The sequence below is a fragment of the Fodinibius sp. GM108 genome (assembly GCF_058386985.1).
This window is the reverse complement of the sequence record NZ_JBYEIR010000004.1, coordinates 53,205-79,541: the sequence shown is the minus strand read 5'-3', so window position 1 is coordinate 79,541 and position 26,337 is coordinate 53,205. Positions and strand designations below refer to the sequence as shown.

The following is a 26,337-nucleotide window of genomic DNA, read 5'->3' as shown; positions in this document are numbered from 1 at the left end:
CCAAAGTTGCGTCTTATTTTCATCAATAATTCGGCTTAAGTTAATGCAACTGTTGTTTATTGCCTAACTTTTTATACTTTTAGCTACAGTTGGTTTTGAAAGGGATATAAATATGAATTTTTCAGAATTAGTTACAGCTTTGCAAGAGGGGGATTCCAAAAAGGTGAATGAGTTGATCGAGGCGTTACGACCCCGACTAATGGCTTTTTTGAAATCTCATATGAATGCCAGCCGAGCTGATGCCGAAGATTGTGCTCAGGATTCGCTGTTGACATCTATAGAAGTTATCAAAGAGGGACGACTGGAAAACCCGGATCGTGTTGTTTCTTATGTCTTGTCTACCTGCCGGAATAACTATTTAAAAATGCAGAAGAAACAGCGCGAAGAATCGATAGATGAAATTCCTGATGAACATCAGCATAAACCACGTCAGCTGCAATCGATTCTTGATAAAGAACAGCAGCAACTTTTAGAATGGTGTTTAGATCAGCTAAAAGAAAAATATCAAAGGTTTATGCAATACTGGTTTGATCATCCGGATGCTCATGCAAAAAAAGTAGCCGATCACTTTGGTATCTCTGTTAACAATGCTTGGACACGAAAACATCGATTAATCAAAAAGTTAAATGAGTGTTATCGAAAAAAAAGCAAATTATAATGTAAGGATTTCCTCTTTCAAGGGTCTTACTAACAGACCCTTGAAACGATACCACTTCTAGAGTGTTTTAAGCACGAAATAAAGAAATCTATTATGAACAATTTTTCGAGAGATATAGAGCTGGAGAAAAAAATGGATGCCTATGTGAAAGGCAAGCTAAACGAAGAAGAAGCCCTGCAGCTTTGGGAACAGCTTCTTGAGCGACCCGATTATATTGAACTGCTGGAAACAGAATTAGGCGTAAAAGAAATTATTCAAAAGCGATCTTCATCTGAAAACGATTCAGACCTTCCGGATTCAGCAGAAGAAAGCAGCATCATTTATTCACTGCAGCGTTCCAAAAAGTGGCTTGCTGCCGCTGCGGCTGTGGCAATTCTTGTTGTAGCTGTTAATATTCTGCAAATAGATACGAATCAGAATATCAGTGAATTGGCGCTTAACGAAATTAACATAGCAGAAAACCTCTCTTCTGCACCCATTCTGCGATCCCAAAAATCTGATGAGACTCCGGCAGATTCTTTGCTGAATCGTGGATTTGAGGCAGCTATTTCGGGGAATATTGATAAAGCTGTGAAGATGTACGATCAAATCATTGAAGAGTTCAGCGGTGAATCTGCTGCTGTTCAGGCACATCTAAATAAAGGCATAATTCAATACAATGCCGGTCATTTTGGGAATTCCATCACTTCTTTTGAGGCCGTTCTCGATAATGTAGAAGATGCGCCGGTTACTACCGAAAAGGCGTACTGGTATCTTGGTAATGCATATATTAACATCGAAAAGTTAACTGATGCACGAGAGGCTATTCACAAGGTCTATAGTATGGATGGTATCTATCGCAAATCGGCGTATCGTTTGCTGCGAAAACTTGATAATGAGCTCGGCAATGTTGATTTCGATGACTTTGAACAGCAAATGAAAGACGGATAATATTGCTTCGAAACTTTGCAAATAATGAGTTACTTTTGCTTATAAGTTGTAAGCCTTCAGATAACTCATTAGACAGTCTGTTTTGCAAAACCCTCTTTTAGATGCTTCTGACAATGATGAAGATTTTGAACAATCGTTACGTCCTACTCGCATAAGTGAGTTTATCGGGCAGGAAAAGATTATTCAGAACCTTTCTGTTTTTATAAAAGCTGCCCAAAAGCGGGACGAGGCTCTCGACCATGTTATCCTTTCTGGTCCTCCTGGATTAGGTAAAACAACGCTTGCCCATATAATTGCTAATGAGATGGGCGTTCAAATAAAACCATCCACAGGACCTGTTCTGGAGAAGCCAGGTGATTTGGCGGGGATGCTTACCAACCTTGAAGAGGGTGATGTGCTTTTCATTGATGAAATTCATCGGTTGAATCCAGTGGTTGAGGAGTACCTGTATTCGGCGATGGAAGATTATCAGCTGGATATCGTAATTGATTCCGGACCGAATGCACGCAGTATTCAAATTGAGCTTAATCGCTTTACGTTGGTGGGAGCTACAACGCGCAAGGGATTGCTTACAGCGCCGCTGCGAGCACGTTTCGGTATCGATATGCGGCTGGATTATTATGACGTGGAGCTACTTCAGCGTATTGCGTTACGCACAGCTTCTATCCTGAATATGGGTATTACTGAAACCGGAGCCCATGAAATTGCGCGACGCAGTCGGGGTACTCCGCGTATCGTTAATAAACTATTGCGCCGGACACGCGATTTTGCGCAGGTGAAAGATATGGACACCATCGATGATGAGATTGCCGATACCGCACTTAATGCCTTGGATGTGGATCAAAATGGTCTGGATGAAATGGACATTCGCATCCTAAAGGCCATTGTTGAAAATTATGATGGCGGACCAGTGGGGTTGGGCACCCTGGGCGTTGCCGTAGGCGAAGATAAAGGCACTATTGAAGAAGTTTATGAACCCTATCTGATCAAAGAAGGGTTTTTGCAGCGTACTCCTAAGGGACGTGTTACAACCCGCAAAGCGTTCGAGTATTTGGGTATAGATCCTGATAAAAAAGAGGCTGATCTTTTTGATTAGTTTTCCTTAAAAGATTGATGAGAATCAATTTGCTCACAAAACCCATTCTTGAGCTATCGTTCTCTTCTCTAAAATAATTTTAGTTTTGGGAACAAATAATCAGGAGAAGTGATTTATCAATAGTTGTAATCACTTAACCCAATCAACAAAGAGATGAAAAACATGTACTATCCTATAGAAAATGTGAGAGAGAGGTTTAAAAGTCTACTCGTTATTATGCTGGCAATTTTCCTAATTCAAGCTTGTGACGATGATGATGACAGCCCAACGGATGCAGATGACACTGGAAGTATTGTAGAAGTAGCCAGTTCAAATGATGATTTTACCGATCTGGTATCTGCTCTTGAAGATGCCAATTTGGTAGCCACTCTGGGAAATGAAGGTCCCTTTACAGTATTTGCCCCCACGAATGAAGCTTTTGCAGCATTACCAGAGGGTTTTGTTGCAGACTTATCAACAGAGCAGTTAGCAGAAATATTAAGCTATCACGTTATAGACTCTGAGGTAGCTTCAACAGACCTTCAGACCGAACAATCAGTTGATGCTTTGGAAGGGGGTCAAATATTTATCACCACAAATGGTGATGTAGTTGTTAATGATAATGCTACGGTTGTAAATGCCGATATTGAAGCCTCCAATGGTGTAATTCATGCTATTGACCAAGTGCTTCTTCCTGACACTTATTCGGATGTAGTTGGAGTTATATCAAAAAGGTATAGTTTGCAAACATTGGAAGATGCTGTTATTGATGCTGGTTTGGTTTCGACCCTAAAAGATGATGGGCCTTTTACCATATTCGCTCCTGATAATGAAGCCTTCGAAGATGTCGATCTTTCAGGATTATCACAGGAAGAACTGCAGGATATCTTAACCTACCATGTAATCCCGCAAGAGATATTATCAGAGGATATTGAGCCCGCTACTGTAGAAACAGTTAATGGAGCTACATTAGAAATTGATGTCGATGACGCCGGAAATGTTACCCTTACAGATCAAGCTGGAAATGTAACTTCTGTTGTTACAGTAGATTTGCAAGGTACCAATGGAGTTGTTCACATTATTGATGGTGTTCTGTCTCCCTCCGATAACTAACTTACGTTTTACTTAGGCAGATACTTCACCAATATTTTGTATCAAGCCGCACTTGTATTCAAGTGCGGCTTTTTTATTTCTGTGAAATATAGCGTCTGCAATATTACAGAGTTTTTTGTAGCTTCAGGGCTTCATAATATTCAACTTTTTTATACGAATTTGTAAACATGAAAAATCTTTTTACTTCAGAATCGGTCTCGGAAGGACATCCAGATAAAGTGGCCGATCAGATTTCAGACGCTATTCTCGATGCCATGATCGGCGAAGATCCAGAATCAAGAGTAGCCGTAGAAACGATGGTTACTACGGGCCTTGCTGTGATCTCCGGTGAAGTAACGACGGATGCTTATGTAGATGTGCAGGAAGTAGCCCGAGAGGTCATCAAAAAAATTGGTTATACCAAAAATTCATATCGTTTTAGTTCTGAATCATGTGGAGTGTTAACGTCTATCCATCAGCAAAGTCCTGATATCGCGCAGGGGGTTGAAGGTGAACAGATGGGAGCTGGCGATCAGGGCATGATGTTTGGCTATGCCACCAAAGAAACAGATACCTATATGCCTATGACGCTGCAGTATTCTCACGATCTGCTTCGGAAATTGGCCCATATTCGTAAAAAGACTGCCTTGTTACCCTATCTTGGTCCTGACAGCAAAAGCCAGGTAACGGTAGAGTATGATGATGAAGGAAATCCCGAGCGTGTTGATACGATAGTAATTTCTACCCAACACGATGATGATGTAAATCAACAGCAAATAAAAGAGGACTTGAAAAAGCATCTTATCCCGGAAGTAATACCGGACAAGCTGATGGATCCTGAAACTATTTTTCATGTTAATCCTACAGGAAAGTTTGTGATCGGCGGCCCGCACGGTGATACCGGATTAACGGGACGTAAAATTATTGTCGATACTTATGGCGGCCGCGGTGGACATGGCGGTGGCGCGTTTTCGGGTAAGGATCCTTCTAAGGTTGATCGAAGTGCTGCTTATGCGGCGCGACATATAGCTAAAAATATTGTAGCAGCCGATTTAGCCGAAGAATGCCTCGTGCAACTGGCTTATGCTATTGGTATCCCGCAACCGGTTTCTATTAATGTTTCGACATTTGGGACAGGTGAAGTGAAGGATGTAAGATTGGCCAAGGCAATCCAGCATACCTTTGATTTGACACCTGCAGGTATCATCGATCGATTCCAGTTGAAGCGTCCTATTTATTTTAAAACTGCTACTTACGGACATTTTGGCCGTAAGGAATTCCCCTGGGAAAAACTCGATTATACCGATAAAATTCATAACGCGTTGTAGATTCATTTTTTGCAGCAATCATTGAATCCACCTGCAGCTGATTTTGCGGCTGGTGGATATGTTCGGTTGGTTTAAAATACGGAGCTTTGAAAAACCACCTTTGACCTATGTCATGCTTTCCCCGAAGGCTTCGGATCAGGATGACACCCTGTTTTAATGCTCTTTTTAGTCACCGAGATGATGATTATCTCGTTACGTACCTCGGGTGCGTAACGGGAAATTTCGTCTGGTCGCGTTCCTCTGGAGCGCGACCTATGGTAATGTACTATCCAGGGATTCAGAGCATTCGGATAATACAGACATTTAGCTTCTGAAGTGCTAACAAAGTTCCTTTCAGGACAGGCTCAATAAACTTTTTATTCCAGCACGAGCGATAATAAACACCCCTTGTGTCATTTCGAACGGATTGAGAAATCTTTGTTTACCTTTCCTTTAAGTTTGAAGGGAGCTCTGCTCCCGACTCTAGTACGTTGTAAGCTTCACCCATCGCTATATAGTGAAGTTCCTGCTTAGGATGGATCGGTCTTTGAATAAGCTTGCTTCCAACAGATAGTTACATTCGCGAGGAAGAGCTTCGGAAGGAGGAGATAAGGTTATTAGTGGCAGGAACCCCTCGTGTATTATTTATCGCAGAACCTGAAGTACAACTCCCTCTCAACCGAAGGAAGGTTGTCGTTGGTGTAGTTGGAGCGCGAGCTTGTTATGTAGTAACTAAAGCCTGAAGATGAATCATCAGGCTAAGAATAAAAAAAGAAGCTCACTTAAGTGAGCTTTTATAAAATTCTCAGCCCACGGATTCATCCGTGGGTGAAAAGTTTCCAAGTTCTGTTATTCAATTCTCAAAAACCTCTTTTAGTTTGTCTTTAGCAGCATCCATTAATCCCTGTTCTACAGCTTCTTGAGCAGCTCGTTCCAGTATGGGTCTCAATATCTGCCGAACAGTTTGTTCTATGGTATTATTACCTTCTCTGCCAACACCGGTAAGTTCAAAACGATCAAAAGTGGTTCTTACTGAATCAGCTTCTTCTAGCTCAGAGCTTAGAAAAATTTGTCCCTCTTCCACCAGCAGGTAATCAACAACAAGATTAATATCGGTGGATGGCCCTTCATTCAAGCTTTCTGAAAGCCTTTCAAGATTAACTGTTGCACCTTTTTGCTCGAAATACACTTCTGGTTGTTTAATTTCAATACTTTCAATAACCACCGTATCAGAGAGAATGGTAGCCAAATCCATTTTGATGTTGATTTGCTGAAGCTTAACCGCTGGATTATTACTAAATCCTTCGGGGTTATGAATGGTGATGCCGTCAATGGATCCCGTTCCATCCAAAATAGAGATGCTGGCATCATTCACTTCAACTGAAGTATCCAGCATATTGCTGGTTGTTTGCTCAATATTTGATTTTATCATTCTGTCCATGCTAAAAGAAAGTATAAGCGCCCCAATGGCTACGATTACAATTACTGCTACAAGAACTTGAAAAACTGGCTTCATAATATGTTCTAAGTTCGCGTTTGCATCAAATAAAAATTTGAATGACCGCCTAAATATAATATTGCATCAGCACAATTCAGGATTTAATCCCCATATTTTTTAAAACAGTAGTCAAGCTAAAATGTTCTTTGCTTTAAATAGAAAAGGGAATCTCCGTAAGAAGATTCCCTCACTAATCCTATTGAAAGAAGCTTTAATTGGCAGCTCCTCCACTGATGGTCTGACCAAAGAAGATGGCATTTAAGAATAGTTTATTAGTACCGTACCAGAACGCCCGGAAATTGGGATTATCTACCATCGAGATCACCTGTCCTCGTCCGGCATCACTCACCACAATCCCGGCTGTGCCGCGGAGCTGCTCCAGGTTTTCATCCGAAATATAGCCGCTGGCCAGCGGATCATCGGTATAATACAAGGGGGTTGCATATGGATTTTCAGCTTTTTCTAAAAAGAGAGTACTATTTCTGAAGACCGTCAAATCTTCATCGTTAAAGCCATACCCTAACGGATGGGTGAGATCCAACTTTGTATGGAAGATCGATCCGCCGATATACTGTGCTCCGCGATCACGGCTCATTTGGGCATAGGGTTTGGGCGTTACTTCCTCTTCTTCATCGGATTCTTCTTCTGAGACATAAGAAATATTAGCCAGATCATTTCTCTCGGCCCAGTTGTTGGCATATTTAGTAGTGATTAACGTGCCTCCGTTTCGGGTCCACTCTTTAATCTTTTCAGCAGCAGCTTTATTTAAATTGCTGTAACTACCGCTTACCATCACAATCACATTGTAGCGGTCGAGATCCGCATAATTGACGCGATCCATCGGAAAAATAGTAGGCGTCATATGGTAACGCTGATCGAGCAGGTGCCAGGCTTCGCCTACTTCATATGAACTGGCTCCGTCTCCGGCCATAATGGCTACTTCAGGTTTTTCCAGGTTTTCAAAAGATCCACTGCCCAGATCGATGCCGCTGGGCGTTAGCCCCGTGTCGATGGCATAAACTGTCAGGCCATCCTCACCGGCGGCTTTCTGGATTAACTGATGAATCTTCTCCTGCTCCACCTTTTGCGGCCCTAGTGGAACTACAATAGAGCCATAATCAAATTCTTTAGTCCCTCCCGAAGTAACACCCGTAAAAGGCTTGGAGGCAACTTTGGCGCGTACATCATTTTTCAGCAAACGGTTAAGTGCGCGTGGCGCATAGTATTCATCCCATTCAAAAACATAAGCATAATCGCTTTTCCCACCGGCAACTTCGCCCCGTGGAAAATTGGGGATTTCTTCTACTTCTGTGCCTAATAGGTCATTGTCATAAGATCCTTCCAGCTCTGCAAACGGCATGTTAAAGGCATATGGCATGGTCCAGGTTGAGACATCGTAAAACAAGCTATCGGGGAATGTAGTACGGCGTTCAAACATAGCATCGATTAAACGATACTGATTTTGATCAGAGGGTATAATATAAGAGGAGTTTGCCTCGAACGTTTCGCCGTCGGCTTCGATATCCTGTGCCAGTTCGTAGATTTCGATTTCGTGACGTTTTAGCATCTCAACGAAGTGAAATGTTCGCGCCTTGTCATGCGGAGTTCCAAAAACATATCCTCCGACAGATGCTTGTGAGCCTTCCTGCTTTGACTCTCTGTAGAAGTTTCGCTGATAATTCAGGATCTCCTCACGGAGATTTTGTGAGGCTTCCCAGGTTGAAAGTGAGGTCATAAACTGATTTTTAATCGTAAAGGGAAACTTGAGCACACCATGCTCACTCTCCTGGGCATGTCCTCGCGAGCTGGCTTGTTCGAATAAAATTCCGATACTTCCATTTACATCGGGATAGGTTGAGCCTTTGCCGTAGTAGAAATCATCGTAGCTTTCTTTTGAGTAATACAGGTGCTGCTTTTCATCCAGCCTTTCTGCATGGTACTCAGCAATCGCCTGCGTTAGGTTCTGGTTACGTTCGGGCGTTATCGGATGGGTCCGCGATGGTATTCCCGGCTGAAAGAAGAAGGTAGAGTTTGTTCCCATCTCGTGATGATCGGTCAAAATATTGGGCTTCCACTCGTGAAAGTTATCAATACGTCCCTTACTTTCGGGATGCTGAACGAGCATCCAGTCTCGGTTCAGGTCAAACCAGTAATGATTCGTACGACCGCTCGGCCACCGCTGATTCAGCTCCATACTGTTTGGATCAGAAACCAGGTTTTCGCTCTTGTGCGTATTGGCCCAGCTCGCGAATCTGTTTAAGCCATCGGGGTTAAGGCTGGGATCAAGCAGTATCACACTGTTTTGCAGCTTTTCTTCGATCTCATCACCCTGCGCAGCTGCCAAATGATAGGCTACCAGCATTGAGGCGTTCGATCCACTTGATTCATCTCCGTGAATGCTGTATCCCCAGTACATTACGATTGGCATATCCTCGACATTAAGATTGTCGGACTGATCGGGATCGGTAAGAGCAACATGGTTTTCTTTAATCTGATCGATATTTGCATGATTTGAGGGAGAGGTGACCGTAAGATAAATAAGCGGTCGATCCTCATACGTTTCACCGAATTTGTGCAGTGTGATGCGATCAGATGCTTCAGCTACTGCCTCCATGTATTTTACCAGCTGATGATGGCTGACATGCCATTCACCCGGCACCATCCCTAAAACATCTTCCGGAGTAGGGATCGAAGAATCATAGGTAACATTCTGGGGCAAATAGTAATCCATTGACGCTTCGGCGTCGGCGGGATTTTGTGCCGAAACGCTTCCCGAAACCAACATAAGGAAAAGGGTAAAAAGGAGTATACGTAGTTTCATAAATTGTTGTTTTTGATTAGCCTAAAGTTTTTCTGCTATAAGTGTAAAGGTTATGAATGAAAAATGTTTTAAAAAATAAAGGCAATTTTAATCCGAATTTTCGGTCAGATACATCCTTTTGTTAAATAATTCTTGTGCCCAAACAACTTTTGAGCCATATTATCGTAAATATTAATTCATCAAAAATCCTTTGGAGGCAAAAAAAATCATCCAGAGGATCATTTCTAATTCAAATCCATAATCATGAAAAAGTATAGTGCAACTCTATTTGTCTTGCTGCTATTCCTGTCTAGTGTAGTAACAGCCCAGACAAAATTAGTTGAGAAAGTTGAAAAGAAGGGAGACGAAATTGCCATCCCGTATGAAAAATATGAGTTGGAAAATGGGCTGATACTGATTATCCATGAAGATCATTCGGATCCGCTGGTGCATGTGGATGTTACGTATCATGTGGGATCAGCTCGTGAAGAGCTTCACAAATCCGGTTTTGCCCACTTTTTTGAGCACATGATGTTCCAGGGGTCGGAAAATGTGGAGGATGAGGAGCATTTCAAAATCATTACAGAGGCCGGCGGTACGCTGAATGGAACCACCAATCGCGATCGCACCAATTATTTTGAGACGGTGCCCAGCAACCAGCTGGAAGTGATGCTCTGGCTCGAAGCCGATCGTATGGGATTTTTTCTGGATGCGGTGACGCAGAAAAAATTTGAAGTCCAGCGAGAAACGGTAAAGAATGAAAAGCAACAAAATTATGATAACCGGGCTTATGGCCGCTGGAGCGAAATAAATGCTGCTGCACTGTATCCCTATGGGCACCCGTACTCATGGCTGACAATCGGCAAGCTTGAAGATCTGGATCGGGTTGATGTTACTGACCTGAAGAAATTTTTTCTCCGGTATTATGGACCCAATAATGCTACGCTGACAGTCGGCGGAAATGTTAATGCAGAGGAGGTTGTCGAGCTTACAGAAAAGTATTTTGGCGTGATACCCCGAGGGCCTGAGGTAGAGGATATGACGCTGGATCCGGTGAGCATTGATAGCGATCGCTATGTTTCTTATGTGGATAATAACATCCGCTTCCCCGCGCTGTTGTTTACCTATCCTACCGTGCCCAGATTCCACGAAGATGAGCCGGCGCTGGATTTTCTGTCTCAGATTTTAGGTACCGGTCGTAGTTCCTATTTCTATAAAAAGTTTGTATTGCCCCAAAAAGCAATTCAGGCTTCGGTCTTCCATCCCGCAAGTGAGCTTGCCGGGGAATTTACGATGTTTGTGCTTCCCTTCCCCGGGCAAACGCTTTCCGATCTTGAGGAAGAGATGCGCCTTATTCTTGACGAGTTTGAGCAGGATGGCGTCTCCGATGAGGATTTGACGAAAATCAAAGCTACGTATGAGGCGGATTTTATCAATGGTCTGGCAAGTGTAAGTGGAAAAGTTTCACAGCTGGCCAGTTATGAGACCTTTGCCGATAATCCCGATTATATTAAGCGCGACCTGGAGCGATACCAGGCGGTGACGAAAGAAGATATCATGCGTGTTTACGATAAATATATCAAAGGAAAGCCGGCTGTTATCCAGAGTGTATTGCCGGATAAAGATACTGAGCCGGCAAGAGCAGATAATTATACGCCGCAGACGGAGGGAGAAAATCCCTACCCGACTACCGACTATGCCGGATTGGAATACACGCGTCCCACTGGGGACAATTTTGATCGAAGTAAGAAACCTGAGCCCGGTCCCGCCCCTCTTGTCAGCGTCCCTGATTTCTGGAAACAGACAATGGATAACGGAGTCAAAGTAATTGGCACTGAGTATCAGGAAATTCCGATCGTGAATCTGCAGCTAACGATTAACGGCGGACACAAGATGGATATGAACGATCCGACCAAAGCAGGTTTGGCTGCCCTTACGGCCTCAATGATGAATGAATCAACTGAAAACTATACCTCGGAAGAAATTCAGGAGGCGTTTAGGAAGATAGGCAGTACGGTGAATGTGTCTGCTTCGCAAAACAGCACGGAGATGAATATTCGCACGCTCAAGAAAAATCTGGATCGCACGCTGGAGCTGGCAGAAGAGATTTTGTACCGGCCAAAATTTGACTCCACTGATTTCTCCCGGGTGAAAAAGCAGCAGATCGAAGGCATACAATCGACCTATAAAGATCCCGCTTCGATTGCCAGTCAGGTCTATAGTCGTTTGCTGTATGGAGATGAGCATATTTTTTCAGTACCCACCAGCGGTATTGAAGAGACCGTAGAACGCATTACGCTGGATGATGTGAGAAATTTCTACGAATCGTATTATGCTCCTGAAATTTCTGAGCTGGTTGTTGTTGGTGATGTAAATCAGGATGAGATTACAGCTGAACTGGAATTTTTGGAGGCGTGGACGCAAAAAGGTGTAAGCTTGCCCGATCTTCCCGAACCGCAATCCGGCGAAAACACAAAAATCTATCTTGTGGATAAGGTCGATGCCCCGCAATCACAGATTCGCATCGGACATATGACTGATCTGCCGTTTGATGCTACCGGCGAATATTTCAAGTCCACCCTTATGAATTATCCGCTGGGCGGTGCTTTCAACAGCCGCATAAATCTGAACCTGCGCGAAGATAAAGGGTGGACGTACGGCGCGCGATCATACTTTGATTCAGAAGATGATGCCGGTCCGTTTACTGCTTCGGCCGGAGTTAAAGCTGCCGCTACCGACAGCGCGGTGTATGAGTTTGTCAAGGAGCTAACCGATTACCGTCAAAATGGTATTACGGATGATGAACTTACCTTCATGCGCAACTCCATTGGTCAGCGCGATGCGCGCAGCTATGAAACGCCCTGGCAAAAAGCCGGTTTCTTGCAGCGTATTGTTCACTATAATCTCGATAAATCCTTTGTTGATGAGCAGCGCAAAATCATCGATCGTATCAGCAAGGACGAGATAAATGAGCTGGCGAAAAAGCATATTAAAACAGAGGAGATGTATATCCTCGTGGTCGGAGATGCAAAAAGCCACCGCGAAAAACTTCAGAACCTCGGATTCGATATTGTAGATGTATCCGAGAAAGGAGACATACTCTCCACTGTTGAAGAAGGAACCGGAAGCAGAGAATAACTGAACTCGTAGAGCGATTTGTCAAAATCGTTCTACGTTTTTTAGCAAATGTGCATTTTGTATAACACAACTATTTACCCAGCAAGTCTGAAGCCTGATAGTTCTCGGGGACGCCATCTATTAAAATCACATAGCCTTCAGAATTATTGGTCCGCAGCGGTACAATTTGTTGGTAGGCATCAGAATGATACCACGACCTGGCACGATCAATATCCGGAAACCCGATGATGATAAGATAACCCGGAAATTCTCCTTCTACCACTTCAGCCTTTTTGCCATGTACCAAGAACCGGCCATTGTACGGTTCGAGGGTGGAATCAATCCGCCTGAGGTAATCAACAACTTCTTTGTTGACGTTCATTTTACTAAGATGAGCTACAGCATAAGCAGACATAGTGAATAAATTTCCTAACTCAATTTTTTAGCAATCCGATTTACTGTATTCCAGTTTCGCGTAGTGATTTCCTTGCCGAAAAGCTGCTCCAGTGCGCCCATACCTTTCGGCGTTTTTGTTGAGGAAAGATCGAGCACACTGAAAACCGATCTGTTTCGAATTTCAATGATTCGGAACGATTCATCTTCGGAAATCCATGGCAGACTTAGATCATTTTTAGGTATTTCTTTCAAGAACGAGGTGTACAGACGGATATCGTCAGATATTTCCACATCTTCAAAAGGGTCAGGGACAAGCAGTTCTTCAAATTCATTCTTTGTTCTTACTAAAACAGGAATCGTAAAGTCGAATACCTTTTCGAGGTGTCGGGCTATTCTTTCTTCAAGCTCCTGATCCCCTTCCATTCCACTGTTAAATATGACATTTCCGGAATTAAGCAGCGTTTGTACGTTTTTAAATTCCAGCGTTTTCATTTCTTTGCGGAGATCGGCCATAGACACTTTATGATATCTGCCCACATTAATACCCCGGAGCAGTGCTATGTATGTTTGATTTTCACTCATCTTGTTAAGTGTTTTTCATGTTACCATGGAGTTACATGGAGGAGATATATTTCTTCTATTGCACTCTGCGTATACCTCCGATGCCTCTGTGGTTATTAAATAACTAAGCTTGGGTATTGTTCATCCAGCAAAGTTCATTTTACGAAACATTTAATAAACATTCCTCTAACCGACTAAGTGAGTGTATTCATTTTCAACATAATCACCTGCTGTCTGTTTGTTGATGAGCTGATTCTTTGACGGTTCCCCTCCGTGGGAGGGGACAGGCCCTGTGGAATGCCATAAAAGTGGCCTCCCGATGTATCGGGAGATTCCACAAGGGCAGGGGTGGGTTCGAATAGAACTTAGTATGCTCATCTTTAAATCTATCCGCTATGTTTTATGTCTTATTCAGCCCATCGGCGCAGGCTGCAGCATTCCCATCACGTTATCTTCGGTATCTTTGAAGTATACAAACGCTCCCACACCGGGAATATCATCTGGTTCTCCCAGTACCTGTCCACCGGCATTCTGTACTTTCATGATTGCTTCTTCAAGATCATCCACGCTGATGGTCAGCGAAGGATATTGCACTGGTGAATCGGTGGATTTCTTATAAAATCCGCCATTGATGGCACCCGGATTTTTCGGCATACCGTCATCGCCATTCTCGGTTGTGGAAACAAGCACATATTCACCCATATCCGGGCCGAGCATTTTTGACTGCCATCCGAATACATCCGCATAAAAATCAGACATGCGGTTTCTGTCGCCCGCAGGCAACTCAAAGTGGACTACTGGATTCATTTTATTCATTATTTTTCCTCTTCTTGGTTTTTGTTTGCGTTGCGGGTTACGCGCAACCCGTAACTCGCAACCCGTTATCACACCACCTTCAGTTTCCATTTTCCTTTTGTAAACAGCCAGAGTGCAAATAACCCGGCCGTTGTTTCCGATACGAACACGCCCCAAAAAACACCTGAATGTTGCCAATCGAGTGAGAGGGCAAGAACGTATGACAGCGGGATCTGAATCAGCCAGAAAAACACAAGGTTAATTTTTGTGGGTGTCATGGTATCACCAGCACCATTGAATGCCTGCACGGATACCATCCACCAGCCATAGACAAAATAGGAGTAGGAAAGAATGCGCAGCCATTCGCCCCCGATGGAAATCACGGCGGGATCATCCGTAAAAATGCGCATCAGAGATTCATTGTAGAAGAAATATACCACTGACACCAAGATCATAAATATCATGTTGTACATCCCAATCTTCCAGATAGAAGACTCTGCGCGTTCCGGCTGCCCGGCGCCAAGATTCTGTCCCACAAGTGTAGCTGCAGCATTTGACATCCCCCAGGCTGGCATCAGCGTAAACAGGAGTATGCGCAGAGCGATAGTGGCACCGGCCACTGCCTCACTTCCGATATCGGCAAGTATTCGCATCAGGAAAATCCAGGAGGTCATGCCTACGATCATCTGCCCTATACCACCATAGGATGTATGAATAATCTTTTGGATAATGCTACCGCTCCACTTTAATTGAGAATTGGTCACGCGGATATGCTTGCCGCCCCTGAACAGAACCCAAAGCTGGAAAAGAACTCCGGTTCCTCTGCCTATGGTAGTGGCAATAGCAGCTCCTTCGATACCCATGGCAGGGATGGGGCCGAATCCAAATATTAATATTGGATCCAATATGATATTCAATCCGTTGGCAAGCCAGAGCACCTTCATGGCGATGGCGGCGTCGCCTGCTCCACGGTAAATAGCGTTAATTACAAACAGCAGAACGATTACGGCATTACCTCCGAGCATCCACTGTGTATAGCGATAGCCGTGCGTAACGCTCCATTCATCGCCTCCCATTAGTGCAAGTAATTCCCCGGCATAAAAAATCCCCGCAAGGGCAAACGGCAGAGAGATGAGTATTCCAATAAAAATAGCCTGTACTGCTGCAATACCGGCTTCCTCTTTTTTCTTTTCACCGATTCGCCGGGCAATAATGGCCGTAACCGCCATAGCAAGTCCCATTGCAATAGAGTACAACAGGAATAGATAAGTTTCGGTGAGGCCTACGGTAGCCACGGCCGAAGACCCAAGCTTGCCAACAAAATAGATATCCACAACGGCAAAAGTGGATTCCATAATCAGCTCTAGAATCATCGGGACGGCCAGCAGGAAGATCGCTTTGCGAAGCCCGATTTTTGTATAGTCGGCTTCACTGCCGCGGATAGCCTCCTTTAACTGCTGCCAAAGAGAGTCAGACGGAGTTTCCGTAACAACTAAATTAGGATCGTCTTTTTTCATATTACATTATATAGATCGTTGCTGACAACCTTTGTGTGATAAATTTTTCTTCATGACTCTTACTTTTAATCTATTAAGACATCCACTTCACACCTTTTTTCTTGTATTCCCAATCCCGGTATGCCGTAATTTTTGCAATCAGTTCGGTTGGCAATGTCTCTTCGTATGGAAATTGAACCGAACCCTTACCGGTTTTAAATTCTGTAAGTTCTTCTTCAAAAGAATCAAGGGAGCTGGGTGTCATGTATATGATTTTTGAAACCGCCAACATCACCAAAATAGTTCCGTTAACAAAAGCCGGCTGGCTCCACTTTATCTCTTCCTGAGCCTCCGGAAACGCTTTGTGGATTACTTGGCGCAGCTTATCCAACTTGTCCTGTACATCGTTGGGGAAGTTGCGTATATAATCGTCAATCGTTTGCGGTGTTGAGGTTGACATATCAATGTATTCTGAATCGATATTTATGTGTTTAGGAGTCGCCTCTTCGAACATATTTTTATGTTCTTGGGTATATCCTGCTCAAAGGTTAAAGTTATGACACCATCAATTTCGTCCAGTGTATAGTTTTCCAGTCTTGTCTCTTCATATGGATACTCTTCGTCTTTTTCTCCCAAATGTTTGAAAGATATGAATTCTTTCGACACAGCTGCCGGTATCTGCCTCAAAACTCAAATCTTCCACCCTTCTTCCGGTCGCTTTTGATACATGATCCTTCCGACCCTTTCGTAAAAACGCTTGTCTACTCGCGAAAAGTCTCCTCCCTCCACAGTATTTCCCAGATTTTTTCTCTCGGCGCTTCAATATCAATTGAAAAATGTAGTTTGTGCATATTGTAGACTCCATATCTGCAACTGCTATTTTTAATTTGTTCATTGGGGTTATGGCACAGGATGTAAGCTGCTCCTATTTTTGTATCAAAGTGTATAGGTAGATAAAAAAACGATATCCAGCCTTGCAACGCCCGTAACCTGTAATCCGCAACGCGAAACCCGAAAACGGATTTATCTTTCCGCCAATTCTTTAAGTTTTTGCAGGGCCTTTGGCCACATTTCCCGGAACATTTCCTCATACTCCTCATCGGAATCCATATGAACCAGTACCTCTGTTTTGCCGTTGTTCTCTTTAAAAGTATAGTTTTCGAGAGCTCCGGCCCAATCTTCTACCTCATCGCTGGTTGTATCTTCTTTTCCGTCCTGAACAATTCCAAGATGCTCGATAGAGATAAACTCATATTTCCGGTTCTCCTTTATACGGCTTACCATGCCGCCCATCTTGCCAGATTCATCCGGAGCCAGGAAAAGTATTTTGTCTCCTTCGTCCCAGCTGCCCTCATAATGGGAGCCGGAGGCAAATGCCTCTGTCCACTGCGGGTAAGTTTCCTCCCCGAGCATTGTATCCCACACCTTTTCTTTCGGTGCGTTTATATCAATTGAAAAATGTAGTTTTTCCATGATTTCTCTCTTTTATTATTGAGGTTAATTGTTGATAATTTTGTCTTCATATGCATTCCGCAGCTCTTCAAGGTCAAACTTTTTCATCTGCAGGAATGCTTTTGTTACGCGTTTTACTTTTTCAGGATCGGAATCGTTCAGCATCTCCGAAAGTTGCACCGGTGATACCTGCCATGAAACGCCGAACTTGTCTTTTAGCCAGCCGCATTGTTCTGCTTCGGGCACAGCCGACAGACTCCAAAAGTGGTCGATCTCTTCCTGATTTTTACATTGAATCATCAGTGATATTGCCTCGTTGAACGTGAAATCAGCATTGTCTGGAGAGCTGTCCATTGCCATGAATACTTCTCCGTTACTGAGGCGAAACTGTGCATGCATCACGCTGCCTTCCGGCTGGTCTTCACCGGGTCCGTAGCGCATGACTCCTGTGATGCTTGAATCTTCAAAAAGAGAGGTGTAAAGATTAATTGCCTCCTCGGCCTGACCATTTTCACTCACGTACATCAACGAAGGTATTATTTTTTGTCCGTGCACATCTTCAAGATTTCCCAGCGAAATTTGCCAGGTCAGTCCATATTTATCTTGTACCCAGCCATATTTTTCACTCCAGTCATACTGCTCGAGTGGCATTAATGTTGCGCCACCTTCGGATAGTTTCTGCCACAGCGTATCGACTTCGTCTTCAGTTTCACAAGTTACGAAGAAGGAGATAGCAGGTGTGAAATTGAAGTGCGGTCCGCCGTTCAGGGCAATCATTTTGTAACCCGCCAGTTCAAAATCTATCGTCATAACTGTTCCGGCTTCCTGACCGTGGATTTCTTTTCCTTCTTCGGTATACCGGCTGATATTTCCGGTTTTTGAACCCTCAAAAAGCGAGGTATAGATATCTACAGCTTCTTCGGCTTGATTATCGAACCACAGGTGTGGGATGATTTTTTGTGTTGAGTTGCTCATGTTTTATCTCCATTTAATTGAATCTTTTATGTTTGTTGATTCTGAATTCTGATTCCTGAATTCAGAGTCCTGGATTTAAACCAGTTTCTCGATCCGGAATCCTGCAATTTTTACTATTTCCTCAATCTGTGCTTCATCAACACCGCCATTCAGGCTTTCTACACGAAGAACGTTGTCGCGGTCTTCGAGATCAAAATTTGGATCGGTATTGGGTATTTGCTCTCTGATAATATCCAGAATCGTCTCTGCTTCAGTCGGTTCATCGATATTGGTTTTATAGACAGCAACAGTTTTCATGGATTTTTACTTTCTTTGATCGATTAAGTTTAAATGCCTTTTACTGCTGTATGCACCTTCTTATTTCTCCTGCAAAACGGATATAATATTTCCGGCCGGATCTTCGAACCAGGCGACATCCGGACCCATACCGGCACGTAATCCGCGAAGTACTCCCTTTTCATCTTGAGGTAAATTTGGATCATTGTATTGTAAAAAACCGACACCATTATCATTCAGCTCCTCCATCGCTTCATCAATGTCGTCGACTACAAAATTAAGGATTGTAAATGTTGCCGGCTGATGATCGCCTTTCGGATATATAAAAATGGTTGTACCGTTTGACAGTTTGAGATTTAATCCCATTTCTTTTTCTCTGCTGATATCTAAGCCGAGTGTTTTGCCGTAAAAAGTTTGCGCCTGGTCCAGATCATCAACAGAAAATCCGCTGAATGCTTTAGTATTTTTAAACATGGTTGTTCCTCTCTTTTAACCTCTTATTAATATTCATCGGGATATAGAATTTTATCACTGCCAGCCGGTGCTCCCAGTCCGGTGGCGCGGCCCTTGGGCTCTTCCCACTCTTCCTGACGACCGAGGGCGGTCATATCCAGAAAATAGTAGGCGCCGCCCACCTGTTCCCCTCCGCGGCCGTATGTTGAGTAGGTGTGATATACGGCATCATCCACCCGCAGAAAACAACTAATGCCCGGCTGTTCACCTTCGGTGTGATAATGTTGCCCCAGGTGTTCAAGTGTTGCTTTGTCGCGATAGTTATACATCACCGGCGCGACGGATTCATCCTGCGTAACATGAAAATCATAATTGAAATCACTGCCATACGATGAATACCAGGGCATCTTCCAGTCCATTCGTTTTTTAAAAGCAGTAATTTTATCCAGTGGCGCACGTGAAACCAAGGCCAATGTGGTAGAACGAGCGTGCAAGTGGTTGAGATGGCCTCTCGCGATTTGATCCGCCCAGGCCGAACAGCTCCGGCATCCCTCGTCCCAATCCGGATCGAACATAAAATGGTAGACAATAAGCTGTTGACGTCCCTCGAATAGATCGAGCAGATCCACTTTGCCATCTGGTCCTTCAAAGTCATAATCTTTTTTGATTTCCACCATTGGCAGTCGGCGCCGCTCTGCATTCAGCTCATCTCTCATTCTGGTAAATTCCTTCTCCTTTTTGAGCAGTTTTTTACGCTCGGCAAGCCACTCTTTTCGGGATACAATTTCGGGAAGTGATACTTCAGTTTTGTTCATGATAGCTTTTCATTTTTATTGGATACTGATTCCTCACAATAATGATAATAATCCCTTCGATTATCCGGTGTAATAAATCATCCAGCGGATGCCGAATTTGTCTTCGATCATTCCAAATTTTTCGGCCCATTCAGTGTTTTGCAGAGGCATCTCAATTTCACCGTTATCTGATAATTTCTCGAACAACTGGTCTGTTTCCTCTTCGCTTTCAGTTTCCAGGTTGATTTGAAATCTACTTCCGTTTTTCAGTCTCTGTCCCAGCGACTCGAGGGTATCGGATCCAAATAATGTAGTACCGGCTCCGATAAAAAGAGCTGCATTTGCTACCAGATTTAGGTCTTTGTCCGTGGCTCCCATATTATTTTTTAGATCCTTATATCGGTCGATCTCCAGCTCACCTCCAAATACAGACTGATAAAATTCAAAGGCTTCTTCCGCACTTCCGTTAAAGTTGAGGTATGGATTTACTGATTTCATAATTGTTTATTTTTCAATTTTAGACACTGTTAACTGAAAACTGCTTACTGTCGAACTGTTCATTGATAACTCATCGGCTCTTTGCCAAATCCTCTTCTTAAAATCCCAATCTGTCCAATATGATAGGCGATATGATGATTGATGAATGCCCATAGTTCACCTACAGATTCAGCCACCTGATCAAATGGTGCAGGGGGAGTTTGGTTAAGATCTTCCTCGGTTAGTTGACTCAGTCCTTTCCGGATCTGATCATACATCCCATTCCATTCGGCTTTAATTTCTTCAATGTCGGGATAGGGAAAGTCATCTTTGGCTTCGGACTGACCCATTACAGCAAACAAATCATTCCATTTCACCTCCGGATTCAGACCCGCAATCTTAGCCAGTCCGTATTGGGAATTCAGCAGGTGCCCGGCCAGATACTTTACGTGATTTATATTTTTATCATCGTACAATCGCCGGTTTGTCTCTTCGTCTGAAAATCCATCCAACACGTTGTTATATAGCCGGTGATGCAGATCGAATTGTGTTAATAATGGCTTCATAGTATTTCAATCCTCCGTGATTTTTCCTTCACAACCATAATAACTGCTGGAGCGATATACTGCGCGGTGCAAATACGCCAATCACGCAGGTTGATTGCGACAATTGACTTAGTGGTTGGCTGTCTATACACAGAGAACCACAAAGAAGACAAAGAGTTGCAAAGCTCAATCGGCGATTCGAACTACACAAATGTAGTATCATTTTTTCTCTGCGAATCTCTGTGATACCCTCTGTGCCTCTCTGCGGTAAAACTTTTCTGGGAATTGGAGCGGTGTAAATACGTCAATCTCACCGGTTGATTGCGACATCCGGCTTAAGTAATATACAATTGATTGTGGTCCATTAAATTCAAGTCATCTTAACTGGAGGAGCAGGCCATGAAACATGTATCTATTCTTATACCTCGCGGACACACCAGCGTGGTAAACATCGGAGGGACTCATCAGATTTTTAATCAGGTGAATGGGATGCTGGCTCAGAAAGGAAAAGATCCAGCCTTTGAGGTTCACTTGGTGGGACTGGAGAAAGAGATCCGGCAATCTACGGGATTATTTTCTGTCAGTCCCGATTCTCTCATAGAAGACGTTGAGAAAACCGACATGATTATCATTCCTGCCATCCATGATGATCCCGAGACTGGGTTCGAGCATAATAAAGAATTTGTGCCCTGGATTGTTGACCAGTATAAACGCGGTGCCGAGGTGATCAGCTTTTGCGTAGGTGCTTTCTTCCTGGCGGAAACCGGTTTGTTAAATGGTAAACAGTGCTCCACCCACTGGATGCATGCCGATGATTTCAGACGACGATATCCCGATGTGGATCTGGTGGATGAGAAAATTATGACAGAAGAAGATGGCATCTATACCAGTGGCGGTGCCTATGCATTTACGGATCTGCTGCTTTACCTCATCGAGAAATATGCCGGACGCGAGGTGGCAATTATGGCATCAAAAGCCTTTTCGCTGGACATCAGTCGTGACAGCCAATCCGATTTCATCATCTTTGAGGGGCAAAAAGATCATGGGGATAAGAAGATTATCCAGGCGCAGAAATATATTGAGGATAATTACCAGGATGATATGACTGTGGATGAGATTGCCGATCAGCTGGCTCTGAGCCGAAGAACACTCGAGCGGCGTTTTAAAAAAGCAACACACAATACCGTAACCGAATACAAGCAGCGCGTAAAAGTGGAGGCCGCCAAGAAGGATCTGGAAATCACGCGCAAAAATGTATCCGAAGTGATGTATGATGTCGGCTACTCTGATACGAAATCATTCCGGAATCTCTTCCGCCGCATTACCGGACTAACACCCAATGAATACCGAGAAAAATATAATAAAGAAGCGGTAGCTGTGTGAGTGAATTCTTTCAAAAGCAGAACTTTTGCAAAAACCACCGCATGTCATGCTGAACTTGTTTCAGCATCTGTAAGCATTTGATCTAAAGAAGCTTTTAGCATGTCTATTTGCTGTGACTGGCGTCCACGCCAGTCACTCATTACGTTATTGGTTAGCTGACTTCATCGATTTGCTTTCAAGCGTGGACGCTTGAAATAGACATGCCGGGTCTTTATTGACTTTCCCGAAGCTCTTCTTCACGCTTTTTCATCTCTTCGTCACTCACATCTTCAATATGCGTGGCGATCCACCACTGATTGCCCCAGTCATCAGCAATACCTGCCGAACGGTCGCCGTAAAATTCATCCGTAGGCTCGCGAAGCGTTTCTCCTCCGGCATTGATAGCTTGTTCATAGACTGAATCCACATCCTCGACATACAGATGCAGCATGCAGGGTTTCGGCTTATATTCTTCATTTCCGCTCGAAATCATGACAGGGGAATCACCAATTCTGACCGTTGAATGTCTTATCTTTCCATCATCCGATTTCATCATGTACTCTACTTTTCCGCCCAACCCTTCTTTGATAAATTCGATTAATCCTTCAGCATCATCCGCCAGGATATAGGGCGTTACCGTATGAAATCCCTCGGGAATCGGTTGTACCGCTTTTTTGCTGTTGGATTCAAAAAGCTCAATCAGATTGCCGGAGGGATCCTGCAAAAGAACCTGCTTTCCGCCTTTGCCTTCGGTGATCTCATTTCGAAAAGTGGCACTTCTTTCTTTTAGCTTATCATAGTAAGACTGCAGGTCATCTACCGTCAGCTGTATACGATTCCATCCTCCCGGTTTCGGAGATTCATCGTCAGGCATAGCTTGTCCGGCGCCGCCAGCACTGGGTGCGTTTAGCAAAAGCGTGAGTCCATCTTTCTCCAGGACTGCAAAACCGGGCGCCGGATGCATTTGAACATCGAAATCCAGCAGTTCAGTGTAGAAAGGGATTGCCGCCTCTACATTATCTACGATGTAACGAATATTTGTTGTTCTCATAATGAAGATCCTGTTTTTAATTGGAATTTAACCCAATTTAATCCAGCTTGCCGAAACTAGTATTGTAAAAAAGTGAAGTTTAGAATTTGTATTTATGCCGGAAGGTGATTGACCTGATCTGTTTGATTACTACGGTATTCTGAAGGAGAGATGCCAGATATATCTTTAAAGTCGTGGATAAAATGAGCCTGATCAAAATAGCCGCAGGACAGGGCAAGCTCGGCCCAGTTCGGCTGGTTATTTTCACGTATAACTGTCAGTGCATGTTGGAAACGACTGATCCGGGCATACTGCTTGGGTGTGATTCCTGCCATCTCTTTAAAAACTCTGGTGACCCAGCGGCGACTGTACCCTGTTTTATCTAAAATGTCCGAAATTTGTATTACTCCGTGACGGCTGTCTATCTCGTTTACCGCGAAAGGTACCACCGGATTTATCTGAAAATCCGAATTGATATATTGGCTGAGAAATGTTTCCAACAATCGAAATTTTTCCTCCGCTGTCGGGGCAGCTATCAGTTGCTGGCGCAGAGCAGAAATATCAGCTTTTACTACAGCTTCCAGGTCAACGACCCGTTCTCTAAATTCAGAGGCGGGAATTCCGAACAGGGAAGTTACTGCACCGGGCTGGAGTACGACACCTACTGTTGAGAGACGCGTGGACGGATCCATAGAAATATGTTTGGTATGAATGCCAGTAAGGACAGAGTGATTGTACTCCAGCTTTTGTTGCTGGTCAGAGTTGCTGAAATGCCGGAATTTATTATCCCCGAGATTTATGATGAGCTGGGAGGCACCGTTGGGCAGAACTCGTTCTCTGGCAGTTGTTGGATTGGATTCATTGCTATACCAGAAAAAATCAACGCAGGGAGTAAGATCTGCTTTTGGTATGTAGGTTTCAATCTCCATGTATACAGGCTACTGAATTGGCTGTCATATTTCAAGAGCAAGCGATGAAATCATTATGAATATTTTGAATACTGGAAACCACCATATTTTTTATCTTTTTTGATGGTGCCACCAATAATTTTTTTAAAAAATACTATGATTCGTCAATTCATCTTTTTTTTGCTGATTGTTGTTTTTGGATCTGTTTCATCATTTGCCCAGTCAACAGTTCAAGCCGACAAGTTTTCTGATCTTACTGATTTTTATGAAGAAGAGGCCGAAGCGCACCAGGTTGTGGGCAGTTCACTGGCTGTTATTAAAGATGGTGATCCCGTCTACCACAACAATTATGGCTTTGCTCATCTCGAAAAGCAAACACCGATCGATAATCAGTCGATTTACCACTGGGCATCCATTACCAAAACATTTACCGGCATTGCCATCATGCAGCTGCGCGACCGCGGACTGCTTTCACTGGACGATCCGGTGACGGAGTACATTCCCGAGCTGCAGAAAGTCCATAATGAATACGGAAGCATGGATGAAATTACTATTCGTCAGCTGATGAGCCACACCTCCGGATTTCGCGGCCCTACTTGGCCGTGGGGAGGAAGCGAAGAATGGCATCCGCACGAACCGCAGCACTGGCGACAGCTAGAAGCAATGTTTCCCTACACCGAGATCAAATTTGAGCCCGGAAGTCGCTGGAGCTATTCGAATCCCGGAGTTATCTTCCTGGGAAGGATTATCGAGCTTATCACCAAAGATGACTACGAGTATTATGTAGAAAAGAATATCCTACAGCCGCTGCAGATGGACAGCAGCTATTTTGACAAAACGCCCGATCACTTGCTGGATCATCTTGCGCAGAGCTATTATCTGCAGGATGACGGATCCTATCAGCAAGCACGGTTTGATCTTAATACCGGCATTACAGTTTCCAACGGAGGATTAAGTGCCCCGATTGGTGACATGATCAAATACCTGAATTTTCTGCTGGGCAATGCCGACGAGCAGCTTTATGAGCACGTTTTGAGTCGCGAGTCGATCAATGAAATGTTTGAGCCTCAAGTTGAGATATCACCCAATGATGACAGTCGCGAAAACGTTACGGCTCGGCAGATGGGGCTTTCATTTTTTGTTACGGATAAAAGTGATATGCGACTGATTAGCCATAGCGGCGGACAAAATGGTTTTATATCCCATATCTATTTGGCACCGGATGAGAACACGGCTTACGTAGTGGCGTATAATAACTGGGGCAAAACCCGTACGCTTGATCGAAAACTCAATAAATTTATCATAGAAAACATTTTTCAGGATAGATGACGCAGAACAAAAGTGAAGCTTTAGATCGATACCGATCCCAAAAAAGAATCAGTCTTTCAAACCTTTTTACACCGGTTGAACCATGTGACCGGCTGCCCGACGAATATTCTGATCTACCAAACCTATATATTAAGCGGGATGATTTCATCGGTTCGTTGGTATGGGGTAATAAACTCCGTAAGCTGGAATATTCGCTGGCCGATGCGCTCGACAAAAATGCTGATACAATCATTACCTGCGGCAGCGTACATTCCAATCATGCCCGCACTACCGGACAGGTATGCCGGCGGCTGGGGCTTGATTGTATCCTGGTGCAAAACGGGGAGAAGCCCGATAAACCGGCTGGCAATCCGCGCATTAACGAGCTGATGGATATTCCCATTCACTATGTTTCGGACAGCGGACAGCGTCGACCGAAAATGGAAGAAGTGGCCGAAGACCTGAAATCTGCCGGAAAAAATCCTTATATCATTCCGCTGGGAGCATCAAATGAAATTGGCACATGGGGATTTGTCCGCGCAATGGAAGAGTTGAAAGAGCAGCAAGGCAAAATCGGAAACCAATTTGATACCATCATCCATGCCTGTTCATCCGGTGGTACCACAGCGGGGATGGAAGTTGGGAAACGGCTGTTCGGATTTGATGATCTGGAAATAATTGGGATAAGTGCCGATGATCCCGCCGATGAAGTAAAACAGTCGATATTGGATGCAGCAAATCCGGTGATGGATCAGGTATCGGGAGAACCAATCTCGGCAGATGAGTTAACTATTGATGACCAGTATGTGGGCGAAGGTTATGGAATCCCCACAGAGTTATCGGATGAAGCCTTTAATGCTTTTCTGGAAGTTGAAGGAGTTACGCTTGATCCTGTCTATACCGCCAAGGCGGCCGGTGCCCTGATCGATTACAGCCGACGGGGAATGTTTGATGCTACGGATAATGTTCTCTTTTGGCATACCGGCGGATTACTGAATCTTTTTAAATGACAAAATTTTAAACTCTTAAACG

General features: G+C 43.9%; 25 protein-coding genes. 9 read left to right on the top strand and 16 right to left on the bottom strand.

Annotated features, from left to right (window positions below; all coding sequences use genetic code 11):
• Window positions 1-112: 112 nt before the first annotated feature.
• The 5 genes from ACT3ID_RS08325 (at window position 113) to metK (ending at window position 5,083) form a co-directional block, all read left to right on the top strand.
• A complete protein-coding gene (locus tag ACT3ID_RS08325; protein WP_491541553.1) occupies window positions 113-658 on the top strand; it encodes an RNA polymerase sigma factor in 546 nt (181 codons plus the stop codon).
• Between the two features lie 93 nt (window positions 659-751).
• Window positions 752-1,588 carry a tetratricopeptide repeat protein gene (locus ACT3ID_RS08320; protein WP_491541552.1) on the top strand — a complete coding sequence of 279 codons (837 nt, stop codon included), beginning with the start codon at window positions 752-754 and terminating at the stop codon, window positions 1,586-1,588.
• 82 nt (window positions 1,589-1,670) lie between these two features.
• On the top strand, window positions 1,671-2,684 hold the full coding sequence (gene ruvB / locus ACT3ID_RS08315) for a Holliday junction branch migration DNA helicase RuvB (protein WP_491541551.1): 1,014 nt from the start codon (window positions 1,671-1,673) through the stop codon (window positions 2,682-2,684).
• Window positions 2,685-2,846: 162 nt separating this feature from the next.
• Window positions 2,847-3,776 (top strand): fasciclin domain-containing protein, encoded by a 930-nt coding sequence (locus ACT3ID_RS08310; RefSeq protein ID WP_491541550.1) that lies wholly within the window; start codon window positions 2,847-2,849, stop codon window positions 3,774-3,776.
• A 167-nt stretch (window positions 3,777-3,943) separates the two neighbouring features.
• Window positions 3,944-5,083, top strand: a complete 1,140-nt coding sequence (gene metK, locus ACT3ID_RS08305; protein ID WP_491541549.1) for a methionine adenosyltransferase — start codon at window positions 3,944-3,946, stop codon at window positions 5,081-5,083.
• A gap of 832 nt (window positions 5,084-5,915) precedes the next feature.
• Here metK and ACT3ID_RS08300 read toward each other — a convergent pair.
• Both ACT3ID_RS08300 and ACT3ID_RS08295 read right to left on the bottom strand, forming a co-directional pair.
• Window positions 5,916-6,578 (bottom strand): DUF748 domain-containing protein, encoded by a 663-nt coding sequence (locus ACT3ID_RS08300; RefSeq protein ID WP_491541548.1) that lies wholly within the window; start codon window positions 6,576-6,578, stop codon window positions 5,916-5,918.
• A gap of 193 nt (window positions 6,579-6,771) precedes the next feature.
• Complete coding sequence (locus tag ACT3ID_RS08295) at window positions 6,772-9,381, bottom strand: M14 family metallopeptidase (protein ID WP_491541547.1); 2,610 nt, start codon at window positions 9,379-9,381, stop codon at window positions 6,772-6,774.
• A gap of 243 nt (window positions 9,382-9,624) precedes the next feature.
• Here ACT3ID_RS08295 and ACT3ID_RS08290 point away from each other — a divergent pair, with 243 nt between their 5' ends.
• Window positions 9,625-12,498 (top strand): M16 family metallopeptidase, encoded by a 2,874-nt coding sequence (locus tag ACT3ID_RS08290; RefSeq protein ID WP_491541546.1) that lies wholly within the window; start codon window positions 9,625-9,627, stop codon window positions 12,496-12,498.
• A 70-nt stretch (window positions 12,499-12,568) separates the two neighbouring features.
• Here the strand turns inward: ACT3ID_RS08290 and ACT3ID_RS08285 are convergent, their stop codons facing one another.
• The 12 genes from ACT3ID_RS08285 to ACT3ID_RS08230 all read right to left on the bottom strand — a co-directional run bounded on the left by ACT3ID_RS08285 (window position 12,569) and on the right by ACT3ID_RS08230 (window position 20,718).
• Window positions 12,569-12,892, bottom strand: coding sequence for a DUF1330 domain-containing protein (locus ACT3ID_RS08285; RefSeq protein WP_491541545.1), 324 nt, complete (start codon window positions 12,890-12,892; stop codon window positions 12,569-12,571).
• A gap of 14 nt (window positions 12,893-12,906) precedes the next feature.
• A complete protein-coding gene (locus tag ACT3ID_RS08280) occupies window positions 12,907-13,455 on the bottom strand; it encodes a DUF1697 domain-containing protein (RefSeq protein WP_491541544.1) in 549 nt (182 codons plus the stop codon).
• Window positions 13,456-13,845: 390 nt separating this feature from the next.
• The gene (locus tag ACT3ID_RS08275; protein WP_491541543.1) at window positions 13,846-14,241 is read right to left on the bottom strand and encodes a VOC family protein; all 396 of its coding nucleotides are present in this window, start codon (window positions 14,239-14,241) and stop codon (window positions 13,846-13,848) included.
• Window positions 14,242-14,318: 77 nt separating this feature from the next.
• Complete coding sequence (locus ACT3ID_RS08270) at window positions 14,319-15,746, bottom strand: MATE family efflux transporter (protein ID WP_491541542.1); 1,428 nt, start codon at window positions 15,744-15,746, stop codon at window positions 14,319-14,321.
• Between the two features lie 73 nt (window positions 15,747-15,819).
• Complete coding sequence (locus tag ACT3ID_RS08265) at window positions 15,820-16,185, bottom strand: iron chaperone (RefSeq protein WP_491541541.1); 366 nt, start codon at window positions 16,183-16,185, stop codon at window positions 15,820-15,822.
• A 563-nt stretch (window positions 16,186-16,748) separates the two neighbouring features.
• Window positions 16,749-17,198: an SRPBCC family protein gene (locus ACT3ID_RS08260; protein ID WP_491541540.1), complete on the bottom strand. Its 450-nt coding sequence runs from the start codon at window positions 17,196-17,198 to the stop codon at window positions 16,749-16,751.
• Between the two features lie 24 nt (window positions 17,199-17,222).
• The gene (locus tag ACT3ID_RS08255) at window positions 17,223-18,152 is read right to left on the bottom strand and encodes a VOC family protein (RefSeq protein WP_491541539.1); all 930 of its coding nucleotides are present in this window, start codon (window positions 18,150-18,152) and stop codon (window positions 17,223-17,225) included.
• Window positions 18,153-18,227: 75 nt separating this feature from the next.
• Window positions 18,228-18,449 carry a hypothetical protein gene (locus ACT3ID_RS08250; RefSeq protein ID WP_491541538.1) on the bottom strand — a complete coding sequence of 74 codons (222 nt, stop codon included), beginning with the start codon at window positions 18,447-18,449 and terminating at the stop codon, window positions 18,228-18,230.
• 60 nt (window positions 18,450-18,509) lie between these two features.
• Entirely contained in the window at window positions 18,510-18,902 is a 393-nt protein-coding gene (locus ACT3ID_RS08245) for a VOC family protein (protein WP_491541537.1), read from the bottom strand.
• Between the two features lie 26 nt (window positions 18,903-18,928).
• Complete coding sequence (locus tag ACT3ID_RS08240) at window positions 18,929-19,696, bottom strand: DUF899 domain-containing protein (protein ID WP_491541536.1); 768 nt, start codon at window positions 19,694-19,696, stop codon at window positions 18,929-18,931.
• A gap of 60 nt (window positions 19,697-19,756) precedes the next feature.
• Window positions 19,757-20,173, bottom strand: a complete 417-nt coding sequence (locus ACT3ID_RS08235) for a VOC family protein (protein WP_491541535.1) — start codon at window positions 20,171-20,173, stop codon at window positions 19,757-19,759.
• Between the two features lie 59 nt (window positions 20,174-20,232).
• Complete coding sequence (locus tag ACT3ID_RS08230; RefSeq protein WP_491541534.1) at window positions 20,233-20,718, bottom strand: DinB family protein; 486 nt, start codon at window positions 20,716-20,718, stop codon at window positions 20,233-20,235.
• A 378-nt stretch (window positions 20,719-21,096) separates the two neighbouring features.
• Between ACT3ID_RS08230 and ACT3ID_RS08225 the strand changes: the two genes are divergently transcribed.
• Window positions 21,097-22,080, top strand: a complete 984-nt coding sequence (locus ACT3ID_RS08225; protein WP_491541533.1) for a GlxA family transcriptional regulator — start codon at window positions 21,097-21,099, stop codon at window positions 22,078-22,080.
• A gap of 211 nt (window positions 22,081-22,291) precedes the next feature.
• On the opposite strand, the gene ACT3ID_RS08220 is transcribed toward ACT3ID_RS08225, so the two are convergent.
• Together ACT3ID_RS08220 and ACT3ID_RS08215 are read right to left on the bottom strand one after the other, a co-directional pair.
• A complete protein-coding gene (locus tag ACT3ID_RS08220) occupies window positions 22,292-23,110 on the bottom strand; it encodes a VOC family protein (RefSeq protein WP_491541532.1) in 819 nt (272 codons plus the stop codon).
• A gap of 92 nt (window positions 23,111-23,202) precedes the next feature.
• Window positions 23,203-24,018, bottom strand: a complete 816-nt coding sequence (locus ACT3ID_RS08215) for a DUF6597 domain-containing transcriptional factor (protein WP_491541531.1) — start codon at window positions 24,016-24,018, stop codon at window positions 23,203-23,205.
• 135 nt (window positions 24,019-24,153) lie between these two features.
• On the opposite strand from ACT3ID_RS08215, the gene ACT3ID_RS08210 reads away from it, so the two are divergent.
• On the top strand, window positions 24,154-25,326 hold the full coding sequence (locus tag ACT3ID_RS08210) for a serine hydrolase domain-containing protein (RefSeq protein ID WP_491541530.1): 1,173 nt from the start codon (window positions 24,154-24,156) through the stop codon (window positions 25,324-25,326).
• Window positions 25,323-26,315 carry a 1-aminocyclopropane-1-carboxylate deaminase/D-cysteine desulfhydrase gene (locus tag ACT3ID_RS08205; protein WP_491541529.1) on the top strand — a complete coding sequence of 331 codons (993 nt, stop codon included), beginning with the start codon at window positions 25,323-25,325 and terminating at the stop codon, window positions 26,313-26,315. The genes ACT3ID_RS08210 and ACT3ID_RS08205 overlap by 4 nt, the downstream gene beginning before the upstream one ends.
• The last annotated feature ends 22 nt before the right edge of the window (window positions 26,316-26,337 follow it).